Origin of the sequence: Janthinobacterium aestuarii (genome assembly GCF_051380835.1) — a bacterium.
GTDB classification, from domain to species: Bacteria; Pseudomonadota; Gammaproteobacteria; order Burkholderiales; family Burkholderiaceae_D; genus Janthinobacterium; species Janthinobacterium aestuarii.
In genome coordinates this window covers 1-19,459 of the sequence record NZ_JBNYXU010000015.1, presented here as the reverse complement: position 1 = coordinate 19,459, position 19,459 = coordinate 1, and the positions used below count along the sequence as shown (strand labels likewise).

Below are 19,459 nucleotides of genomic sequence, written 5' to 3'. Positions count from 1 at the left end.
GCACGCTGGCCGGTCAAGCGGATTCCGTACTCCATGCGGCGGCATACGCGGGCATGTCGCTGGTATTGAGCGCATCGGCGATGGCCGCGCCATGGCCGTGCGTAAACGGCAGTTCGCCCGTCCAGACGGCATGCGCCATGTCGCCAGCGTCGTCGAGCGGGCCGCCCTTGCGCTGCTTGACGGCGTATTCGTCGAGCGCGATGCGCAGCACGGTGGTAGCCGCGTATTCCTTGGTGTTGCCGCCGCGCACGTGCGCCAGGCGTCCCGGCATCAGCTTTTCCATCAGCGCGTCCATGGCCGCATGCTGCTGGCCGATATCGCTGACTTTTTCAAACCGTCCGTACACCATCGCCGAACGGTAGTTCATCGTGTGGTTGAAGGCGGAGCGCGCCAGCACCAGGCCGTCGAGATGGGTGACCGTCACGCATACGTCGCTATCTTGCAAGAGCTTGAGCATGCGGCTGCCGTTCGAGCCATGGATGTACAAGTGGCCATCGATGCGCCAGCAGGCGGTCGGGATGCAATGGCTGCCTTTGTCGTCGTGGAAGGCGATATGGCACAGGTAGGCGGCGTCGAGGATGGCGTACAGGGCGGCTTGCTCGTAGCTGGCCAGTTCGGCGACGCGGCGCACGCGGGTACGGGGGCTGGGAGGCAGGGCGGTAGCGGTCATGGCGGAAATCCCGTTGGTTGAAGAGGAAGGCCGCACTATAATCGGCATCTGGCCCTGAAAAAAGATCCAGAAGTAAGAAATAATTTAGAGCCACAGTTGAGGGGGCCACATGGATTTTGCTTTGCTGCTGAACGTATTCGAGCGCACGCACCGTGAGCGGGGCTGGCCGCGCCAGCGCCTGCTGCATGAATGCCTGCGCGCGGCGATCCGCAGCGGCCAGCTGGCGCCGGGAACGCGCCTGGCCGCCACGCGCGTGCTGGCGGCCGAACTGGGACTGGCGCGCAATACCGTGCTGTACGCCTACGAGCAATTGGCCAGCGAAGGGTTTGTCTTGCCGGACCGGCGCGGCACCGTCGTCGCCGGCAGCGTTGGCGTGCCGGAAGCGGCACCTGCTGCTGCAGGCAGCAATGACGGCTTGTCGCGCCGCGCCCGGCGTTTGCGCGGCGTGGCGGGGCAGGATGCCATCGCGGCGGTGGTGTTTCCCGCCGACGCGATGGGTGCGTTTGCGCCTGGCGTGCCGGCGCTCGACGAATTTCCGCTGGCGCAGTGGCGCCGCATGCTGGACCGCGCGTGGCGCGCGCTGACGCCGCGTCAGCTCAATTACGGCGACCCGGCCGGCGAGCCGCAGCTGCGCATGGCCATCGCCGAGCATTTGCGCGCCGCGCGCGGCGTCGTCTGCGATGCGGGCCAGGTGTTCATCACGGACGGCACGCAGAGCAGCCTCGATGTCTGCCTGCGCGCCTTTGCCGACCAGGGCGATACCTTGTGGATCGAGCATCCCGGCTATGGCGGCGCGCTGGCGGCGGGCCGTGGCGCCGGCTTGCAGGTGACGGGTATCGCCGTCGACATCGATGGCATCGCGCCGACGGACGAGGACTGGCGCGACACGCCGCCGCGGCTGATCTACACGACGCCATCGCACCAGTATCCGACGGGCAGCGTACTCAGTCCTGCGCGCCGCATGGCGCTGCTCGAACGCGCGCGCGCGGCCGGCGCCCTGATCATCGAAGACGATTACGACAGCGAATTTCGTCATGGCGGGCCACCGCTGGCAGCCATGCAGGGACTGGTGGCCGACGCGCCCATCGTATATCTGGGCACCTTCAGCAAGACCATGTTCCCCGCCTTGCGTCTGGCTTTTATCGTCGTGCCGGCCGCGCTGGCGGGAGCCTTCGCGCAGATGCAGGCGCAGGGCGCCGCGCGTGGCCGCGTGGCCGAACAGCTGGCGCTGGCCGAGTTCCTGCGCAGCGGCCTGTTTGCGCGCCACGTGCGCCGCATGCGTCGCCTGTACCGCCAGCGGCGCGATGCCTTGAGCGAGGCCCTGCAGCGCCATGCGTGTGGGGGCGCGGCCATCCACGGCGGCACGGCCGGCATGCACCTGGCGCTGCGTTTTCACGATCGCGCATGGGATGACCTGGCGCTGAGCCGCCGCGCCGCGCAGGACGGCATCGTGGCGCTGGCGCTGTCCGCGCATGGCACGGGCGAGGGGACGGGCGAGGGGACTGGCGAGGGGACTGGAGAAGGGGCAGGCTGGAACGGGTTTTTGCTCGGTTATGCGCAGGTGCCGGCCGAGAACATGGATGGTCTGGCGCGCCGTCTGGGCGCAGTGCTTGCGCAAGCCGGCGCGGCTGGGCAGGCGAGGCTGGCACAATAGGCTTTTGCCAGGCTGCGGAAGAGTACTGCCCATGATACTGAGCTGGAAAGCCCCGATTTATTACAATGACAAACTCACCGGTTCCTACGACAAGGAACGTGGGTCGTATGAGACGGCCGGATCGAACTTCGACTATCTGGACCTGCTGCAGGGTGCGCCTTTTCCGCCTGGTATGGACAAGCCACCCGTGCATTTTGTCTGTCCCAGGGAACGGCTGCTGAAATATGACTGCCTGTGGCTGCTCGGTGAGGTGCCGCTGGTCTCGGCCCGCCTGGCCGAGTTCCTCGCCGGCGCTGCCGGCCAGGACGTGGAATTGCTCGCCCCCGCCTGCATCATGGCGGGCGGTGAACTGGTGGAGCAGCCGTTTTACATCGTCAATGCGGCGCAACAAGTACAGACGGTGGACCTCGAGCGTTCAATCGCGGAAAAAGATGACAAGGGCAACATCATCTATTTCACGAGCAGATTTTTCCGCGACGATGCCATGGCGCCCAGGCAGATCGCCAGGGATGCGCAATCGGGCGACCTGTTGCTCTCCAGCGAGCTCGCTGGCCTGATGAAGGCCGCGCGCTTCAAGGGCGACAAGAAGCTGGGGTTTTATCGCGCCGAAGGGCGATGGGAAGAGGCTCTTGAATGAGATCGCACGGGCACCGCGCCCGATGGGGCTTACTGCTGGTCCTGCATCCACTGTTTCAAGCCGTTGACCCAGTTCTTGGCGGGCAGGTTGAACTGCTTCTTGATGGTGGCGGCGCGTTCGTATAAATCGCTGAAGTCGAGCGATGGCGATTTTTTGAAGGCCAGCACGACGATGTTTTCATCTTCCATTTCCGGCACCCAGACGACGGCGTCGAATACCAGTTCCATAGCCTGCAAATTCTTGTCGTAGTTGGGGAAGTCGCCGAAGACATTCGTGCACATGATGCCGTCGTCCGTCAGGCAGTCAAAGCAGGCCTGGTAGAACTCGGGCGTGTCGAGCACGGGGCCGCGCGCGTCTTCGTCGTACAGGTCCACTTGCAGCGCGTCGACGGTGCCATGGTTGACCGGGTCGAGCACGAAGTCGAGCGCATTCATTTCGCGCACATCGAGGCGTGCGTCGTTCGGCGGCAGCGCGAACTGGGCGCCGCAGATGGCGATCACGTTCGGATTGAGTTCGACGGCCGTGACCGAGGCGTCGGGGAAGCGGCGGTAGCTGAACTTGGTCAGCGCGGCGCTGCCCAGGCCCAGCTGCACGATGCGTCTGGGCTGCGTCTTGAACAGCATCCACATCATCATCATCTGCACGTATTCGAGCTCGATGGCATCGGGTTTGTCCAGGCGCATGGCGCCCTGCACCCACTTGGTGCCCAGGTGCAGGTAGCGGATGCCGCGGTGTTCGGTGGTGGTGGCGGGCGGGTGGCCCGGGTGGCTGAAAGCGGTATGGCTGGTGGAGGTAAAGTCGGTCGTCATGGCGCCAGTTTAGCAGCCGCCAAAGAAAAAGACGCCGTGGCGTCTTTTGGGGGGAGCGCTCAAGATTGTTTGCGGCGCCGCGCCAGGAAGCCGAGTATGCCCAGGCCTGCCAGCAGCATGCCATAGGTTTCCGGTTCAGGAACGGGAGCCAGGTTCAGGTTGAAGACGCCGCCATAGCTGCCGCCCTTGGTGTTGCCGATGACGGTGAGGACCAGCGGGCCATTGAACAGGATGCTCGTAGGCGCCAGGGCTTCACCCTGCGCATAGCCAAAGGGGGTGGGGCCGCCAAAGCCGGTCAGGTCGATGCCATTCAGGTTGGCGCTGGTGAAGCTGATGGAGGAACTGTCCGAACCTGTGACGGACAGGTTGGCCAGGAAGGCTTGCGCGGTGGAACCGAAGGTCGCGTTCGGCGTGAACGTGAAGGTATCGGTGAAGTCGCCGAGCGGACTGGGCACGGCGTTGAAGCCGCTGGTCCACAGATTGCCCGTGGTATTGACGAGGTTGACGACGTAGTCGGCGGCGCTGGCGCTGCCGATGGAAGCAGCACTGAGTACTGCCGCTGCCATGAGTGATTTTAATTTCATGTTGATCCCCGCGAAAAGACGATTGATGTTTCAAAAAAACCGTACCGCGCTGATAAATTATCGCTGGGGCATCACATTGTCAATTAGTTATTTCAATATCATTATGCAAACTGAAATAGCTTATTTCTAACACACGGGCATGGGACGTGAGTGATTTCAATATTGATAATTATTATTGTCAATATTTTACTCAAAGATCGGCCGGGATTTGTGGTCTAAAAATCGTTGCGCTGATAACTAATTTCTGTCCAGCAATGGGAGAATCAAGGTCACCGCCAGGCCGCCGCCCTCGCGGTTGGCCAGGGTGATGCGCCCGCCATGGGCTTCGGCGATTTCGCGCGCCAGGGCCAGGCCCAGCCCCGTACCGCTGCGCTTGGTGGAATAAAACGGCACTAGCGCGTTTTCCAGCACGGCGCCGCTCATGCCCGGCCCGCGGTCGCGCACTTCGATGCGCAGCTGGCCATGCGCCTGGCTGACGTGCAGGCCGATGTGCTCTTCCCGCGAGCCCGATTCCAGCGCATTCTTGAGCAGGTTCAGCAGCGCTTGCTGCATTTGCGCCGCATCGAACAAGGCCGCTTGCGCGGGCGGCGGACCGTCGAGCGTAAAGGCCGCTTGCGAGGCCAGGCTGTCGAGGAAAGGCTGCCATTCGCATGGCGCCAGACGCGGCGCGGGCAGCTTGGCAAAGCGCGCATAGCCGAGGATGAAGGTTTCCAGGTGACGCGTGCGTTCTTCGATGGTGGCGAGGATTTGCGGCAGGCGCTCCGTCTGGCCGCGGCGCACCAACTCGGCGCCGGAATGGGCCAGCGAGGCCAGTGGCGCCAGCGAGTTGTTGAGTTCATGGCTGATGACACGGATGACTTTTTTCCAGGTCTGCACTTCCTGGCGCCGCAGCTCCAGGGTCAGCTGGCGCAACAGCAGCAGTTCGTGCTTGCGTCCGTTCAGGCTGAAGCTGCGCCGCGCCAGGTGATACACCTCTTCCTGCTCCCCCTCGCCGCTGGTAAACAAGCCGTCGTTGCGGCGCGCCAGCGCTTCGGCCAGGGCCGGCGCCGCCTGTTGAACGATGTCGGCCAGGTGATGCCCTTCGAGCCGGCGTCCCTGGTGCAGCAGCTGGCGCGCGGCCAGGTTGGCGTAGACGATGGCGCTGCCCTCGGCCACCAGCAGCATGGCCACCGGCGTGTTTTGCACCATGGTGTCGAGCAGCAGTTCGCGCTGCACCAGGTCCAGGCGCTGCTTGCGCAGCACGTCGCCCAGCGCATTGTGGGCCGCCACCAGGTCGGCCAGCTCATCGTCCTGCGGCCAGCGCAGGCTGAAGCCGAAGTCGCCGTCCTGGTAGCTTGTCACCGTACCGCTCAAGGCGCGAAACAGCGACAGCATCGATTGCAGCTGGGCGCGGATGGTAATGATCGCCACCGGCAGCACGCACAGCAGGGTACCGGCCAGCACCAGCAGCGGCTGGCCCGGCAAAAAGTGCGCGAGCAGCAGGGCGATGATGATGCCCAGCACCAGCAGGGTGACGATCAGCGCCGTCCAGCGCGTGAGCAGGGAGAGGCGCATGGGACGGTAGGCCATCAGCCGCGCGCGATGCCCAGGCGTTCCATGCGCCGGTACAGGGCCTGGCGCGACAGCCCCAGTTCCTGCGCCGCCTGCGCCACCACGCCGTGTGCGCGCGCAAGAGCGGCCGTGACGCTGTCGCGGTCCGGTTCCGTCGCGGCGGCATCCTGCGGCGCGCGCGGCGATGCCACACCGGCCAGCGGCAAGCCTGTTTCCAGCGCGCCGATCACCGGGCCGGCCGTCAGAAGGCTGGCACGCTGCATGACGTTTTTCAGTTCGCGCACATTGCCCGGCCAGCCGTGCCCCAGCAAGGTCGCCTGCGCCTGCGCATCCAGCGTCTTTTCGCTGCCCAGGAAATGCCGCGCCAGTACCAGGATGTCCAGCGGGCGCTGGGCCAGCGGCGGCAGGCGCAGTTCGATCACGTTCAGGCGGTAGAACAGGTCTTCGCGAAACGTGCCGGCCTTGATCATCGCCGGCAGGTCGGCGTTGCTGGCGCTGATGACGCGCACTTTCACTTGCCGCTCGCGGTTCGAGCCGAGGCGCTCGAAGCGTCCCGTTTCGAGCACGCGCAGCAGTTTCATTTGTCCGGCCAGCGGCAGGTTGCCGATCTCGTCGAGGAACAGGGTACCGCCGTCGGCCGCGTCGAACTTGCCGTCGCGCGCGCGCGTGATGCCCGTGTAGGCGCCCGCTTCGGCGCCGAACAGTTCCGCCTCGATCAGCTCCACGGGCACGGCACCGCAATTGAGCACGACGAAGGGGCCGCTGGCGACCTGGGAATTGGCTTGCACGATGGCGGCAATGCGTTCCTTGCCGCTGCCGTTCGGCCCCGAGATGAGCACGGGCACGTCGGCCCGCGCCACCTGGCACGCCAGGTGCACGACTCGTTCCGTGGCCGGGTCTTGCCATACCATGCCGCGCAGGTCGAAGTCGTGTTCCAGGGTGTGGCGCTGACGCTGCTCGGCCACCACGCGCTGGCGCAGCGCGCGGTTGGCTTGTCCCAGCTCCAGCAGGTTCTGCACGCTGGCGATCAGGCGCCGGTCGTCCCATGGCTTGGCCAGGTAGTCGGCCGCGCCGGACTTGATCAGGTCGACGGCCGCGTCGAGCTGGGTCCATGCCGTCAGCAGAATCACGGGCAGATCCGGGTAGCGTGCGCGGATCGCGTGGAACAGCGCGCCGCCTTCCTCGCCCGACGTGGTGTCGGCCGTGAAGTTCATGTCCTGCACCACCAGGTCGATGGCGTGGCGCTCGAGCAGCTGCAAGCCCTCCTCGGGCGAGGCCGCGCGCACGGCGTCGATCTCGTGCAGGGAGAGCAGCACATCGAGCGCGATGGCCACGGCGGCATTGTCGTCAATAATCAGTACGGTAGGCATGCGCGCAGCATATCACTCAGGTGCCGGCTCAGGTACTGCGGGTGGCAGTGGCCGGCGAAATGCTGGCCGCGCGCCATGCCGGACCGTACACGGCGCCCACACCCAGCAGCCAGAACACGAGCGCGCCGGCCAGCAGATAGCCGGGCGGCAGGCGCGCCATTTCCAGCTGGCTGACCAGCAGCTGGTTCAAGCCCAATCCCAGCAGCACGCCGCACGCCACGCCGACGCTGGTGATCATGAAATTCTCGGTCAGGAAGTAGCGCAGGATGTCGATGCGGCGCGCACCGAGTGCACGGCGTACCCCGATCTGTTTGCGGCGCTGCGCCACCCACAGGCTGGCGATGCCGACGATGCCGCTGGCCGTCACCAGCAGCAGCAGGGTCGAGACGGCGATCAGCATCCATGACAAGCCCTGGTCGGCCCGGTAGCGCGCCTTGCGATGCTGTTCCAGGGTGTCGGTGGTGACCAGCAGCCGGTCCGTGCTGGAGGTGCGGATGGCCTGTTCCGCCTCCTGCATCAGGCGGTCACGCTGGCCAGGTTCTGCCCGCACGGCGTACAGCAGCAGGCCACGCCCGCCCGTCAGGCGCGCCGGCAGCAGCGCCGAGTATTCGCCACGGGGCTTGGTTTGCGCTCCCTGGGTCTGCAGCCGCTCGACGACGCCCACCACGCGCAGTTCCGGGTCGTCCGAGCCGGTGCCCTGGTACAAGGTCTTGCCGACAAAGCTGGCCTCGCCGGGCCAGATCTTTTGCGCCGCCGCCCGCGTCAGTATCAGCACCTTGGGCGAGCTCTCGTCGACGTCTTCGTTGATCTCGGGCACCTCGTCGGGCTGGAAATCGCGCCCTTCGACCAATCGCAAACCATACGTTCTGATCAGCGAATCGGGACTGACATAGGTTGACACTTCGGCGCTGGCCGAGGCCTGGCCGCGCTTGGCCGACACGCTGGTGATGTGGCCGGAGCGTGACAGCACCGCCTGTGACGTTTGCGCCACCGACATCACGCCCGGCAGTGCGCGCAGCAGTGCCGCCTGGCGCTTCTGTTCGGCCAGCTGGCGCTCATGGCTGCCTCGGTTGAGGTTCTGGATATTGACGTAAAAAACGTCGTTTTCAGCGGCCACGCCGCTGGGCCGCGCGGCGACGGCCTGGCGTACGTTGACGATATACAGGGCGTTGGCCAGGATGGCCAGGCTGATCGCGACCTGCACGGCCACCAGGACGGCGCCGGTTTTGCTGCGCATCAGCGCCGACAGGATGGGACGGATTTCCATGCTGGACCTCATGTAGGGTAAACGATGTTCATTGGGATTTGAGCTGGATGGCCGGCGTCACCTGGCAGGCGCGCCAGGTAGGCAAGAGGCCGGCCATCAGGGCCGCCAGCACCGACATGGCAAACGTCAGCAGCAGCATCGGTATGTCCATGTGCGCGACGGTGCCCAGGTCCTCGGACTGCCGGCTGACCACGGCCAGCGCGCCAAGCGCCAGCAGCAAGCCCAGTACGCCGCCGGCCAGGCCGATCACGCCGCTTTCGATCAGGAACTGGCGGAAGATGTCGCGCCGCGTGGCGCCCAGCGCGCGGCGGATGCCCACCTCGCTGGCGCGCACGGAAAACTTCGCCAGCAGCAGGCCGATGGTATTGACCAGGCACAGCAACAGGAAGCCGAACGCCAGCCAGGCCGCCAGCTTGTTGTCGTTGTCGACTACCTGCAAAAAGCTCATCCACTCGTTCAGATCGTACAGGCTGTTCGGCGCATTGCGTTTCATGCGCCCCAGCTTGCGCTGCTCGCCCGCATACGCATCCAGGTACTGCTGCAGCTGGCCGCGCTCGCCGCTGCTGGCCATTTCGAACCAGAACTGCAGCCAGGTGCAGCCCGACGCGAGCCTGCCCTGGTAGCCGGGTGCGTTATTGTCGCCGTTGCAGCTCATGCCGCCATCGTGCTCGGTTTCGTGGCGGATGGCGCTGGCAAACGGAATGAAGAATTCATCCTCCGGGCCGAATGCGCCCTTGCTGCCGATAATGTGATGGGCGCGTGGCACCACGTCCCAGGTGGTCAGCACGCCCGTCACCATGTAGGGCCGGCCCAGCACCGTGACGCGCTGGCCGACCGGATTGCTGCTGCCGACCAGCTTTTCGGACAGCGCGCGGCTCAGCACGATCACATCGGCGCCGCTGGCGTCGTCGGCTTCGCTCCATGGCTGGCCATACAGGAACGTCGGCTCGAACATGGCAAAGAAGTCGCGCGTGGGCGCCATGCCCTGCGCATTGAAGACGCCGATATCCTTGCGCAACGGCTCGACCGGGCCGGCCACGCCGTACATCACGGTGCGGCGCACACCCACTTTGCTGGCCATGAAATTGCGCGCGTCGATATAGCTTATCTGGGATTGCGCGAAGCTGGGTTTGTCGCCGGGCACGTAGCCCTTGACGGGCAGGATGTCGATCATCGGCACGAACAGGCGGTCGCTCTTGTGCGGCAGCGGGTCGCCCGACATGGCGTGCAGGATGGTGACGGTGGACACGCTGGCGGCCACGCCGACGGCCAGGGTCAGCACCATCAGCGCCGTCAGGGCGCGGTTGCGGCGCAGGCTGCGCAAGCCCAAGGTGAAATAGTAGCGGAACATGGGCTCTCCTTACGCGGTCGCCGCGTGCTGCGGCTTGGCCGACAGCGTGGCGCGGTGCTGTACCAGGTCCGACACCTGGCCGTCGATGATGTGCACGTTGCGCTGGCTGCGCAGCGCCAGTTCCGGATCGTGCGTGACCATCAGGATGGTGGTGCCTTGCGCGTTGATTTCTTCCAGCAGTTCCATCACGCCGCGCGCCATCTGCGTGTCCAGGTTGCCCGTCGGTTCATCGGCCAGCAGCAGCTTGGGCGAGCCGGCCAGCGCGCGCGCGATCGCCACGCGCTGCTGCTGGCCGCCCGACAGTTCGGCCGGATAGTGTTTCATGCGCGACGCCAGGCCGACCTTGGCCAGCGCCTCCTCGATGCGCTCCTTGCGTTCGGCGCGGTTGAAGCCCCGGTAGCGCAGCGGCACGTCGACGTTGTCGAACAGCGACAGGTCGGGAATCAGGTTGAAACCCTGGAAGATGAAGCCGAGCTTTTCATTGCGCAGGCGCGAGCGGGCATTGTCGTCCATGCCCCTGACGTTGACGCCGTCGAGTATGTATTCGCCGTCGGTGAATTCCTCGAGCAGGCCGGCGATGTTCAGAAAGCTCGTCTTGCCCGAGCCGGACGGCCCCGTGACGGTGACGAATTCACCTTGTTGCACATGGATGTCGAAGCCGCGCAGCGCGTGGGTTTCGATCATGTGGGTGCGGTAGACTTTGCTCAGGTTTTGCATGCGCAGCATGGAGGGCCTCTCAGGGTATAAGTTGAATGATGTGTCAGTTGAGCGAGACGCGGGCCGCGTTCTCGAAGTTTTCCGTGCCGGCGACGACGACCTTGTCGCCCAGCTTCAAGCCGTCGAGAATTTCCACGGCCGACACGCTGGTCGCGCCCAGCTTGATCGGTGTGCGCATCGCCACGCCGTCGCGCACGACGTAGGCGAAACGGCCGCCTTCCGCTTCGACGAAGGAGCCGCGCGCCAGCATCAGCACATTCGGTTTTTCATCGATCAGCAGGCGCGCCGCCACGCGCTGGTTCTGGCGCAGGCCGGCCGGCTGCTCGCCGTCGAAACGCACGCGCGCCAGCACCTGGTTTTTCACCACTTCGGGCGACAGCGCCGACAGCTTGCCGGTGGCCCGGATGGCGCCCGTTTCGATCTCGGCGCGCATGCCCAGGCCGATGTCGGCGACATAGGTTTCCGGCACCTCGAGCTCGACTTCCAGCTGCGACAGGTCGACCAGAGTCATCAGGGCCGTATTGGCTTGCACCACGCTGCGGTTGGCCACCGACAGGGTGCCGATGAAACCGTTGACGGGTGCGCGCACGGTCAGTTCATCGACCCTGCGCTGGGCGTTGTCGCGGACGAGACGCTGGCGTTCCAGTTCGTTGACCCTGGTCTTGAGCGCCAGGCTCACGTCTTCGCTTTCCAGGCCCGCCGCCTGCGAGGCGTGCTTGCTGCGGATATCGGCCGAATTCAAGGCGTCCTTGGCCTTCTGGTAATCGATCTTAGCGATGATGCCCACCTGCGCCACGCTTTCATAGCGCTCAAGCGTGCGCTGCGCGGACAGGCGGTCGATTTCCGCCGTGTCGGCTTCGCGCCGCGCCAGCAGTTTCTGTTTCTTGGCCAGGATCTGCTGGCGCGCCACTTCCGCCTCCAGCTGCTGCACGCTCGATTGTTCGCGCTTGAGCGCGTCGGACAGGTCCGGCGACTCCAGCACGGCCAGGATGTCGCCCTTTTTCACCGTGTCGCCCGCCTTCGCTTTCAGCGTGACGGTGGCCACCGTGGTCGAATACAGGGTCGGGCTGATGGCGGCGACGATGCGGCCCGTGACGGCCGCGTCGCGGATCAGGGTGCCGCGCGTGACGTCGGCGATGCGCAGGCGGCTGCTGTTGACGGAATGCTCGCTGTTGCGCCAGCCGGCAACGGCAGCGATGGCGGCGCCGATGATGACGACGGCGCCAGCGAGCAGCAGGGCGCGTTGCTTGTGGCGCTGGCCCGGCGGGGCGGACAGTACGGCGTCTTGGGAAGAGGTATCGCGGATCATGGTCATGTCTCGTGAAGGATTTCCTTTCCAACGCACGATCCATGCCAATGATTAAATCATTGATTTGAATGGGAAAAAATCCGGGTGTCCGGCTGTCCGCCGTGTCCGCGCTGTCCAGGCGCTGTCCGTGTGCAAGTCGCACTTGATAAATTGGCAATCGCCTGCATCTGCTGTGGCGTTCCCTTCATTGACTCCACCACAGGCGCCATGCATCCGTTCCTCCAGCAACTTTTCCCTGCCAGCGTCTTCGCGCCGGCGCTCGATTATCCTTTCGCGCGCAGCGACGTGGCGATGCTGCAGCAGCTGACGGGCGAAGCTCCATCGCTCGATCGCCAGACCTGGGACGAGCTGATGCTCGACCAGTATGCCTCGCAGCTGGCGCGCGAGACCAGCATCTTCGGCCAGCAGGAGCTGCACCGGCGCTTGAGCGGCGGCCAGGCCGACCCTGCCTCGATCGCGCGCGTCAAACAGTTGCTGGATGACCCGGCCCAGGTGACCGCCATGGAGCATGCCTGCCTGCCCTTGCGCCAGGCCGATACGGAATTGAGCGAAACCCTGTTCGGCCCGGCGCTGCCGCCGGCGCCATGGTGGCGCACCTGGCTATGGCTGGTGCCGCTGGCCTTGGTGCTGGCCATCGCCGCCACCTGGCTGGTGGGCTGGCCGGCGCTGTTTGGCGTGCTGGCCGCCTGTGTCGCGTTGATGGCTGTGCAGGTGCGTTTTTACGAAAGTGCCAAAGCGTGGGAGCGCACGCTCGATACCTTGCGCTATCTGCTGAAAACCCGTACCGCACTGGCGCGGCTCGATGTGCCGGCAGTCTTGCCATTGGCTGCCGGCAGCGCGCAGGCGGCCAGGCTGACGCGCGCCATCGAGCGCTCGCTGCTGCATTACGTGCCCTTCGTCGATACGGTACTGGTCGAATATGGCGACTGGTTGCTGCTGAAAAACGTCAAGCGCTATTTCCGCACGCGCCAGCTGGTGGCGCAGCAGTTGCCCTTCCTGCGCGACAGCTTTAGCCAGGTGGCGCAGCTGGAGGCGGATCTGGCGCTGGCACGGCAGTTGCGTGCGGCGCCCGTGTTTTGCTGGGCGGGTACCGCAGCGCCGCGCGCGCTGGCTTTGCAGGGCATGCGGCATCCCTTGCTGGAGAACGCCGCGCCGCTGTCGTTCGGCGTGCAGGGCAAGGGTGGTTTCATCTCAGGCCAGAACGGTATCGGCAAGAGCACCTTGCTGCGCTGCATAGGCTTGAACCTGGTCTGCGCACGGGCCTTTGGCTTCTGTCATGCGGACAGCGCCGATGTGCCGCGCCTGGCCGTGTATGCGAGCATGCAGAACGAGGATTCGCTCGATGGCGGCGAAAGTTTGTATATCGCCGAATTGCGGCGCGCGCGCGAATTGCTGGCACTGGCTGAAGAGGGCGCGCCGGCCCTGTTCCTGATCGACGAGATTTTCCGTGGCACGAATCACCTTGAATCGGTGGCGGCGGCCGCCGCCGTGCTGCACAGCCTGGCGGCGCAGCACCTGGTGATCGTCTCCTCGCACAACCTGGTATTGGGGCCGCTGCTGGAAGACTGTCTGGCGCCGTGGTGCGTGCGCCGCGATGACGGGGGCGCGCTGCTGCTGGCGCCCGGCGTGCTGCAGGCCACGAATGGCATCGTGCTGCTGGCGCAGCGCGGTTTTGACGCCGGTATCGCGGACAAGGCCGGACGCGTTTTTGACTGGCTCAGCACGCACATGGCGCAACCGGCCGATTGCGGCGGCGTGCTGGAACGGGCGTGATGGCCGCCCTTATTTGTCCTGCTTTTCCGGCGTGCTCTTGTCGATCACTTCGCGGCAATCGCCGCGGATGATGGCGTTGTCGTAGTTGGTCCAGCCGTAGCTGTCGACGTAGCGCTTGTGCTGCTTGAAGCGGGCGCTGGCGATGCTCCATTCGGGCTGTTCGCCGGCGAAGCGGATGTCGCCCAGGTCGAGCAGGGTATGGAACATGTTTTCCGTCGACAGGCGCGCCTTTTGATGGCGCCGCAGCTGCGTTACCTTGTCCGGATAGTGCTGCTTGAATTGCGGCGAATACCAGACGAAGGCGGGCACGTGGAATTCGAACTGCGTGTTGTGGCCATGGAAGGCCAGGCGGCAGGTGCCGTCGTACAGGGTCTGGCCGTGATCGGCCACATAGACGAGCGAGCTGCGCAGGGCGGTGCGCTGGCCGTCGTCCTTCAGCATGCCGATCACGTTCGACAGGAACCAGTCCGTGTACAGGATGGAGCTGTCGTAGCTGTTGTTCAGCTGCGGCTTGATGGCCGTGTCCGTGTAGACGGGCTTGTCGACGCCGAACAGCGAAGGCTGCCACTTGTCGAAGGCCTTCGGATAGCGCTGGCTGTAGTTCCAGTGGCTGCCCAGCGTGTGCAGCACGATGAGTTTTTTCGGCGCCGGGTCGGCCAGCGCGTTCTTGAACGGATCGAACAGGATCTGGTCGAAGTTCGAACTGTTGGTAAAGCCGCCCAGGTTCAGAAATTGCACCACGTCCGCTTCCTTGGCAAATACGGACACGGGCGTGTCGAACTGGCCGAACGAGATCTGGTTCGACAGCCAGTAAGTCTTGAAGCCCGCTTCCTTGTAGGCGGTCAGGAAGGATTTTTCCGAGAAGCCATCCTTGAGGCTTTGCGTGGCCGGCTTGCGCGAGATGATCACGGGTACGGACAGGCGCGTGGCGGAAACGGCCGTGATGACGTCGGCCAGCGGCACCAGGTTGCTTTCCTGTTTCAGCAGGGGATTGGTGTCGCGTTCGTAGCCGTTCAGGCTCCAGCGGTCGTAGCGCGACGATTCGCCGATCACCATGACCACCACTTCCGGGTTGGTATCGGGCTGTTGCTGGTGCGCGCCGAAACGGAAGCTGCTGCTTTTCTGTCCCAGCTTGGCCAGGTATTTGCGTTCCTTGTAGAAATCAAAGCCGCGCGCGGCCAGGCCGAAGGGCCAGGAATTGCTGACGGTGTCGAAGGCGTAGGGCAGGCGCGCCCAGTGGGGCAGGCTGGGCCAGCCCAGGCCCGTTTCATCGGCGCCGGCGATGCTGGCGTTTTCCGGCTTGTTGCTTTCCTCGTCTTCCTCTTCCGTTTCGTCGTCGGCCGAGCTGGCGTCGCCGAAGCCGGAAGCACCCGGCTTGCCGCTGGCCGCCGGCTTGCTGGCCTTGGCGGACGCGGCGGCGCTGTGCACGGTCTTGGCCTCGAAACCGAATTCGTAGCCATACCACCAGAAGCCGCACAGCAGGATCAGCAGCACGAAGGCGGCCGGGCGCGTCTTGCCGCGCCAGTCGAGGTCGCGCGTGCGCGTGGCCGCATACCAGCTCAGGGCGCACCAGGTGATCACGCCCAGCATGACGGCGCCCATCAGCCAGACTTTTTGCCCGAGGAATTCCATTGCCTCCTTGGGACTGGTTTCGAAGATGATGCCCAGGTGGTGCGTGGAAATGCCCTGGCCATAAAAGATGAACAGGTAGATTTCCGTCGGCAAGGCCAGGAAGGCGGGCACCAGCAGCCAGTGGAAATAGGCGGGGCGCTTGAACACGCTCCAGACGGCCAGCCAGGCCAGCAGCTCGAACGTGAGCATCTGCCATGGATGCTCGAGCGCACGCCCCAGCAGCGCGGGGATGAAGGGCACGGCCGTCAGCGACGCATACGTCAGGAGCAGGATCAGATTGGCGGGGCGAAGCAAGGAGCGCATAAGGGGAGGCAGCGAAAAATGTCCGCTATTATCAATCCTTTTGTTGTCTTGCGGTCACACAAGAATGTGCACAGCAGATGCTTGGCTGGAGGGAAAGAATGCCAAATCATCAATGGTTTGCGCATGCCGGCATCCGCGCATCGTTGCCAAAGATTAGTCAAAATGCCACAAACGCCTGCCATTTTTGCCTTTTTTTATAGCAAAAAGCGGTAAACCGATTGACCCCCTGTGGCACAAGGTCTAAACTAGCGAGTTCTCGATTTTATTCTGCTCATCGTTTACGCATTACTTGGCATTTCATGGCCGCTCCTAATCGAGTGGCTGCGGGCGCCTCCGGTGCGCAGTAGATGAAAGCGGGACGAGGTTTTAGTCGCCGGGCATCTTGCCCGGGTTATTAATCGTAGTTTTTTGTTGGATTTATAACGATGCCAACCATCAATCAATTGATTCGCAATCCACGCGTCGCTTTGACCGTGAAGAGCAAATCGCCGGCGCTGGAAAACAGCCCGCAAAAACGTGGCGTCTGCACACGTGTTTACACCACGACTCCAAAGAAGCCTAACTCGGCTCTGCGTAAAGTCGCTAAAGTTCGCCTGACCAATGGTTTCGAAGTCATTTCGTACATTGGCGGTGAAGGCCATAACCTGCAAGAGCATAGTGTTGTGCTGTTGCGCGGCGGCCGCGTCAAGGATTTGCCGGGTGTGCGTTACCACATGGTTCGCGGTGCTCTGGATACCCAAGGCGTTAAAGACCGTAAGCAATCGCGTTCGAAGTACGGTACCAAGCGCGCTAAAGCTGGCAAGAAGTAATAAGTTGTACGCAGCAAACCCAAGTTTCGCTCAGTGGCAACTAGCTAAGTGAATGTAGTCGACCGCATCTGGTCGAGTAAGTGGAAGACTATGATGGTCGTCCGCGAGTGTGCGAAGAACGCGCGCTCAACTGAAGATTGAAAGGAATTGATATGCCACGTCGTCGTGAAGTACCCAAGCGCGAAATTTTGCCAGATCCAAAATTCGGCAACACTGATGTCGCTAAATTTGTAAACGTGCTGATGCTGTCCGGTAAGAAATCGGTTGCAGAAAACATCATCTACGGTGCTTTCGAGCACATCGCAGCAAAATCGGGCAAAGATCCGCTCGAAGTTTTTGCTACCGCAATCAACAACGCCAAGCCGCTGGTTGAGGTGAAATCCCGTCGCGTCGGTGGTGCAAACTACCAGGTGCCGGTCGAAGTTCGCCCAGTCCGTCGTATGGCTCTGTCCATGCGTTGGTTGCGTGAAGCTGCTAACAAGCGCAGCGAAAAATCGATGCCACAACGCCTCGGCGGTGAGCTGATGGAAGCGGCTGAAAGCCGCGGCGGCGCGATGAAAAAACGCGACGAAGTCCATCGTATGGCTGAAGCGAACAAAGCGTTCTCGCATTTCCGCTTCTAATATAAAGCCAGCTACCGCAAGGCGGCTGTCAAGCATCTGTTGTTCGAGGCCGGGCTCATTTTTGCAAAAAAATGCTGCTCGGTTTTGTCCATTCATTTAGGATTAATTATGGCCCGCAAGACCCCCATTGAGCGCTATCGTAATATCGGTATCTCCGCTCACATCGATGCAGGTAAGACGACCACGACCGAGCGCGTCCTGTTCTACACAGGCGTGAACCACAAGCTGGGCGAAGTCCATGATGGCGCTGCCACCACCGACTGGATGGCACAAGAGCAAGAGCGCGGTATCACGATTACCTCGGCTGCTGTTACGTGCTTCTGGAAAGGCATGGCAAACAACTTCCCAGCTCACCACATCAACATCATCGACACCCCAGGCCACGTTGACTTCACCATTGAAGTGGAACGTTCGATGCGCGTGTTGGATGGCGCCTGCATGGTTTACTGTGCAGTCGGCGGCGTGCAGCCACAATCGGAAACGGTATGGCGTCAGGCTAACAAGTACAAAGTGCCACGTCTGGCCTTCGTGAACAAGATGGACCGTACCGGCGCCAACTTCTTCAAGGTCTACGATCAGATGCGTTCGCGTCTGAAAGCCAACCCAGTACCTATTCAGATGCCTATCGGCGCTGAAGACGTCTTCACCGGTGTTATCGATCTGGTCAAGATGAAAGCGGTTATCTGGGACGACGCTTCGCAAGGCATGAAGTTCGAATACGGCGACATTCCTGCACACCTGGCCGCTGATGCTGCCAAGTGGCGCGAAAACATGGTTGAAGCCGCTGCTGAAGCGTCGGAAGACCTGATGAACAAGTACCTGGAAGAAGGCGACCTCTCGGAAGAAGAGATCAAGGCTGCCCTGCGTCAGCGTACCATCGCCAGCGAAATCGTTCCAATGTTGTGCGGTACCGCCTTTAAAAACAAGGGCGTACAAGCCATGTTGGACGCGGTCATCGAGTACCTGCCATCGCCAATCGACATTCCACCTGTCCCAGGTCTGGACGAGGACGAGCAGCCAGTCGAGCGCGCAGCTGACGACAATGAGAAATTCTCGGCATTGGCGTTCAAGATCGCAACCGATCCGTTCGTCGGTCAGTTGTGCTTCATCCGTTGCTACTCGGGTACCCTGAATTCGGGCGACTCGGTGTTGAACTCCGTGAAGCAGAAGAAAGAGCGTATCGGCCGTATCGTGCAGATGCAAGCGAACGAACGCGAAGAAATCAAGGAAATGCGCGCTGGCGACATCGCCGCCGTTGTGGGTCTGAAAGACACCACCACTGGCGATACGCTTTGCGACGAAAAAGCCAGCGTCGTTCTGGAACGCATGGTCTTCCCTGAGCCAGTGATTTCGCAGGCAGTCGAGCCAAAAACCAAGGCCGACCAGGAAAAAATGGGCCTGGCGCTGAACCGCCTGGCTGCAGAAGATCCATCGTTCCGCGTGCGTACCGATGAAGAATCGGGCCAGACCATCATCGCCGGTATGGGCGAGTTGCATCTGGACATCATCGTTGACCGCATGAAGCGCGAATTCAACGTTGAAGCGACCGTCGGCAAGCCACAAGTGGCTTACCGCGAAACGATCCGTAAAGTGTGCGAAGAGTCGGAAGGCAAATTCGTCAAGCAATCGGGTGGTCGTGGTCAATACGGTCACGTGGTTCTGAAGATCGAACCGCAAGAACCGGGCAAGGGCTTCGAATTCGTTGACGCGATCAAGGGCGGTACCGTTCCTCGCGAATACATCCCTGCAGTTGAAAAAGGTGTGCGCGACACGCTGACTTCGGGCGTGATGGCTGGTTACCCAGTCGTTGACGTGAAAGTCACGCTGTTCTTCGGTTCGTACCATGATGTTGACTCGAACGAAAATGCATTCCGCATGGCCGCTTCGATGGCATTCAAAGATGGCTGCCGCAAAGCATCGCCAGTCATCCTGGAGCCGATGATGGCCGTGGAAGTGGAAACGCCGGAAGACTACGCCGGTACCGTGATGGGCGATCTGTCGTCGCGTCGCGGTATGGTGCAAGGTATGGATGAAATTGCTGGCGGTGGCGGCAAGATCATCAAGGCCGAAGTACCGCTGTCGGAAATGTTCGGTTACGCCACGTCGTTGCGTTCGTCGACCCAAGGTCGTGCGACTTACACGATGGAATTCAAGCACTATGCTGAAGCACCTAAGCATGTGACTGAAGCAATCGTAAGCTCGAAAGCTAAGTAATAGAAGTTCCGGGCCGGCTTTCACGAGAATGCCGGTCCCTACATTTAAATCATTGTTCTAAGGAAGAATAAAATGGCAAAAGGTAAATTCGAACGGACCAAGCCGCACGTCAACGTCGGCACCATCGGCCACGTCGACCACGGTAAAACCACGCTGACCGCTGCAATCGCAACGGTTCTGTCGAAG

General features: G+C 62.7%; 17 protein-coding genes. 7 read left to right on the top strand and 10 right to left on the bottom strand.

What is annotated here, in order from left to right; all coding sequences use genetic code 11:
• Positions 1–13: 13 nt before the first annotated feature.
• A complete protein-coding gene (locus tag ACQ4WO_RS27685; RefSeq protein ID WP_436484088.1) occupies positions 14–670 on the bottom strand; it encodes a pyridoxamine 5'-phosphate oxidase family protein in 657 nt (218 codons plus the stop codon).
• Positions 671–779: 109 nt separating this feature from the next.
• Here ACQ4WO_RS27685 and pdxR point away from each other — a divergent pair, with 109 nt between their 5' ends.
• Positions 780–2,324, top strand: a complete 1,545-nt coding sequence (gene pdxR, locus ACQ4WO_RS27680; RefSeq protein WP_436484087.1) for a MocR-like pyridoxine biosynthesis transcription factor PdxR — start codon at positions 780–782, stop codon at positions 2,322–2,324.
• 31 nt (positions 2,325–2,355) lie between these two features.
• Positions 2,356–2,961 carry a hypothetical protein gene (locus tag ACQ4WO_RS27675; protein ID WP_436484086.1) on the top strand — a complete coding sequence of 202 codons (606 nt, stop codon included), beginning with the start codon at positions 2,356–2,358 and terminating at the stop codon, positions 2,959–2,961.
• 29 nt (positions 2,962–2,990) lie between these two features.
• Here ACQ4WO_RS27675 and ACQ4WO_RS27670 read toward each other — a convergent pair whose 3' ends face one another.
• From ACQ4WO_RS27670 to ACQ4WO_RS27635, 8 genes are all read right to left on the bottom strand, one after another.
• Positions 2,991–3,770, bottom strand: a complete 780-nt coding sequence (locus ACQ4WO_RS27670) for a spermine/spermidine synthase domain-containing protein (RefSeq protein WP_436484085.1) — start codon at positions 3,768–3,770, stop codon at positions 2,991–2,993.
• 59 nt (positions 3,771–3,829) lie between these two features.
• A complete protein-coding gene (locus ACQ4WO_RS27665) occupies positions 3,830–4,354 on the bottom strand; it encodes an FxDxF family PEP-CTERM protein (RefSeq protein WP_436484084.1) in 525 nt (174 codons plus the stop codon).
• Positions 4,355–4,591: 237 nt separating this feature from the next.
• Complete coding sequence (locus tag ACQ4WO_RS27660) at positions 4,592–5,923, bottom strand: sensor histidine kinase (RefSeq protein WP_436484083.1); 1,332 nt, start codon at positions 5,921–5,923, stop codon at positions 4,592–4,594.
• Positions 5,923–7,275, bottom strand: a complete 1,353-nt coding sequence (locus tag ACQ4WO_RS27655) for a sigma-54-dependent transcriptional regulator (RefSeq protein WP_436484082.1) — start codon at positions 7,273–7,275, stop codon at positions 5,923–5,925. Before ACQ4WO_RS27655 ends, ACQ4WO_RS27660 begins: the two co-directional genes overlap by 1 nt.
• 28 nt (positions 7,276–7,303) lie before the next feature.
• On the bottom strand, positions 7,304–8,542 hold the full coding sequence (locus tag ACQ4WO_RS27650) for an ABC transporter permease (protein ID WP_436484081.1): 1,239 nt from the start codon (positions 8,540–8,542) through the stop codon (positions 7,304–7,306).
• A 28-nt stretch (positions 8,543–8,570) separates the two neighbouring features.
• A complete protein-coding gene (locus ACQ4WO_RS27645; RefSeq protein WP_436484080.1) occupies positions 8,571–9,893 on the bottom strand; it encodes an ABC transporter permease in 1,323 nt (440 codons plus the stop codon).
• Between the two features lie 9 nt (positions 9,894–9,902).
• A complete protein-coding gene (locus tag ACQ4WO_RS27640; RefSeq protein WP_436484079.1) occupies positions 9,903–10,619 on the bottom strand; it encodes an ABC transporter ATP-binding protein in 717 nt (238 codons plus the stop codon).
• 34 nt (positions 10,620–10,653) lie between these two features.
• Positions 10,654–11,919, bottom strand: a complete 1,266-nt coding sequence (locus tag ACQ4WO_RS27635; RefSeq protein WP_436484105.1) for an efflux RND transporter periplasmic adaptor subunit — start codon at positions 11,917–11,919, stop codon at positions 10,654–10,656.
• A 207-nt stretch (positions 11,920–12,126) separates the two neighbouring features.
• On the opposite strand from ACQ4WO_RS27635, the gene ACQ4WO_RS27630 reads away from it, so the two are divergent.
• Positions 12,127–13,692 carry a MutS-related protein gene (locus ACQ4WO_RS27630; RefSeq protein WP_436484078.1) on the top strand — a complete coding sequence of 522 codons (1,566 nt, stop codon included), beginning with the start codon at positions 12,127–12,129 and terminating at the stop codon, positions 13,690–13,692.
• Between the two features lie 9 nt (positions 13,693–13,701).
• Here the strand turns inward: ACQ4WO_RS27630 and ACQ4WO_RS27625 are convergent, their stop codons facing one another.
• Positions 13,702–15,627 (bottom strand): phosphoethanolamine transferase, encoded by a 1,926-nt coding sequence (locus ACQ4WO_RS27625; RefSeq protein WP_436484077.1) that lies wholly within the window; start codon positions 15,625–15,627, stop codon positions 13,702–13,704.
• Between the two features lie 425 nt (positions 15,628–16,052).
• Here ACQ4WO_RS27625 and rpsL point away from each other — a divergent pair, with 425 nt between their 5' ends.
• From rpsL to ACQ4WO_RS27605, 4 genes are all read left to right on the top strand, one after another.
• A complete protein-coding gene (rpsL, locus tag ACQ4WO_RS27620) occupies positions 16,053–16,436 on the top strand; it encodes a 30S ribosomal protein S12 (protein ID WP_010394376.1) in 384 nt (127 codons plus the stop codon).
• A gap of 152 nt (positions 16,437–16,588) precedes the next feature.
• Positions 16,589–17,059, top strand: a complete 471-nt coding sequence (gene rpsG, locus ACQ4WO_RS27615; protein WP_010394377.1) for a 30S ribosomal protein S7 — start codon at positions 16,589–16,591, stop codon at positions 17,057–17,059.
• Between the two features lie 108 nt (positions 17,060–17,167).
• The gene (gene fusA / locus ACQ4WO_RS27610; protein WP_034753184.1) at positions 17,168–19,273 is read left to right on the top strand and encodes an elongation factor G; all 2,106 of its coding nucleotides are present in this window, start codon (positions 17,168–17,170) and stop codon (positions 19,271–19,273) included.
• Between the two features lie 72 nt (positions 19,274–19,345).
• Positions 19,346–19,459: GTP-binding protein (locus tag ACQ4WO_RS27605; RefSeq protein ID WP_204317187.1), on the top strand; the 114-nt coding region annotated here is incomplete at its 3' end.

What these genes read in the sequence shown, in the direction of transcription:
- ACQ4WO_RS27685 (WP_436484088.1), bottom strand. Translation starts at nt 670, where the DNA reads ATGACCGCTACCGCCCTGCCTCCCAGCCCCCGTACCCGCGTGCGCCGC.
- pdxR (WP_436484087.1), top strand. Translation starts at nt 780, where the DNA reads ATGGATTTTGCTTTGCTGCTGAACGTATTCGAGCGCACGCACCGTGAG.
- ACQ4WO_RS27675 (WP_436484086.1), top strand. Translation starts at nt 2,356, where the DNA reads ATGATACTGAGCTGGAAAGCCCCGATTTATTACAATGACAAACTCACC.
- ACQ4WO_RS27670 (WP_436484085.1), bottom strand. Translation starts at nt 3,770, where the DNA reads ATGACGACCGACTTTACCTCCACCAGCCATACCGCTTTCAGCCACCCG.
- ACQ4WO_RS27665 (WP_436484084.1), bottom strand. Translation starts at nt 4,354, where the DNA reads ATGAAATTAAAATCACTCATGGCAGCGGCAGTACTCAGTGCTGCTTCC.
- ACQ4WO_RS27660 (WP_436484083.1), bottom strand. Translation starts at nt 5,923, where the DNA reads ATGGCCTACCGTCCCATGCGCCTCTCCCTGCTCACGCGCTGGACGGCG.
- ACQ4WO_RS27655 (WP_436484082.1), bottom strand. Translation starts at nt 7,275, where the DNA reads ATGCCTACCGTACTGATTATTGACGACAATGCCGCCGTGGCCATCGCG.
- ACQ4WO_RS27650 (WP_436484081.1), bottom strand. Translation starts at nt 8,542, where the DNA reads ATGGAAATCCGTCCCATCCTGTCGGCGCTGATGCGCAGCAAAACCGGC.
- ACQ4WO_RS27645 (WP_436484080.1), bottom strand. Translation starts at nt 9,893, where the DNA reads ATGTTCCGCTACTATTTCACCTTGGGCTTGCGCAGCCTGCGCCGCAAC.
- ACQ4WO_RS27640 (WP_436484079.1), bottom strand. Translation starts at nt 10,619, where the DNA reads ATGCTGCGCATGCAAAACCTGAGCAAAGTCTACCGCACCCACATGATC.
- ACQ4WO_RS27635 (WP_436484105.1), bottom strand. Translation starts at nt 11,919, where the DNA reads ATGATCCGCGATACCTCTTCCCAAGACGCCGTACTGTCCGCCCCGCCG.
- ACQ4WO_RS27630 (WP_436484078.1), top strand. Translation starts at nt 12,127, where the DNA reads ATGCATCCGTTCCTCCAGCAACTTTTCCCTGCCAGCGTCTTCGCGCCG.
- ACQ4WO_RS27625 (WP_436484077.1), bottom strand. Translation starts at nt 15,627, where the DNA reads ATGCGCTCCTTGCTTCGCCCCGCCAATCTGATCCTGCTCCTGACGTAT.
- rpsL (WP_010394376.1), top strand. Translation starts at nt 16,053, where the DNA reads ATGCCAACCATCAATCAATTGATTCGCAATCCACGCGTCGCTTTGACC.
- rpsG (WP_010394377.1), top strand. Translation starts at nt 16,589, where the DNA reads ATGCCACGTCGTCGTGAAGTACCCAAGCGCGAAATTTTGCCAGATCCA.
- fusA (WP_034753184.1), top strand. Translation starts at nt 17,168, where the DNA reads ATGGCCCGCAAGACCCCCATTGAGCGCTATCGTAATATCGGTATCTCC.